Origin of the sequence: Stutzerimonas nosocomialis (assembly GCF_005876855.1) — a bacterium.
Taxonomy (GTDB): domain Bacteria; phylum Pseudomonadota; class Gammaproteobacteria; order Pseudomonadales; family Pseudomonadaceae; genus Stutzerimonas; species Stutzerimonas nosocomialis.
This window is the reverse complement of sequence record NZ_QLAE01000082.1, coordinates 1-778: the sequence shown is the minus strand read 5'-3', so window position 1 is coordinate 778 and position 778 is coordinate 1. Positions and strand designations below refer to the sequence as shown.

The window sequence follows — 778 nt, the reverse complement described above, 5'->3', positions numbered from 1 at the left end:
TGGCTAAAGAAAAATTCGAACGTAACAAACCGCACGTGAACGTCGGCACCATTGGTCACGTAGACCATGGCAAGACCACACTGACCGCTGCGCTGACCAAGGTTTGTGCTGAGACGTGGGGCGGTTCTGCTCGCGATTTCTCGCAGATCGACAACGCGCCGGAAGAGAAGGCTCGCGGTATCACCATCAACACCTCCCACGTTGAATACGATTCCGCCATCCGCCACTACGCGCACGTAGACTGCCCGGGTCACGCTGACTATGTGAAAAACATGATCACCGGTGCTGCCCAGATGGATGGCGCGATCCTGGTGTGCTCGGCCGCTGACGGCCCGATGCCGCAGACTCGCGAACACATCCTGCTGTCGCGTCAGGTAGGCGTTCCCTACATCGTCGTGTTCCTGAACAAGGCCGACATGGTAGATGACGCCGAGCTGCTGGAACTGGTCGAGATGGAAGTGCGCGATCTGCTCTCCACCTACGACTTCCCGGGCGACGACACCCCGATCGTCATCGGCTCCGCGCTGATGGCCCTCGAAGGCAAGGACGACAACGAGATTGGCGTTTCCGCCGTGCGCAAGCTGGTAGAGACCCTGGACTCGTACATCCCCGAGCCGGTCCGTGCTGTTGACCAGCCGTTCCTGATGCCGATCGAAGACGTGTTCTCGATCTCCGGTCGCGGTACCGTGGTAACCGGTCGTGTCGAGCGCGGCATCGTCAAGGTCCAGGAAGAAGTCGAAATCGTTGGTATCCGTGCCACGACCAAGACCACCTGCAC

1 protein-coding gene is annotated in these 778 nt (G+C 59.8%); it reads left to right on the top strand.

What is annotated here, in order from left to right:
• The coding region (locus tag DN824_RS22420) for an elongation factor Tu (protein ID WP_138410512.1) at window positions 1-778 on the top strand (778 nt) is incomplete at both ends.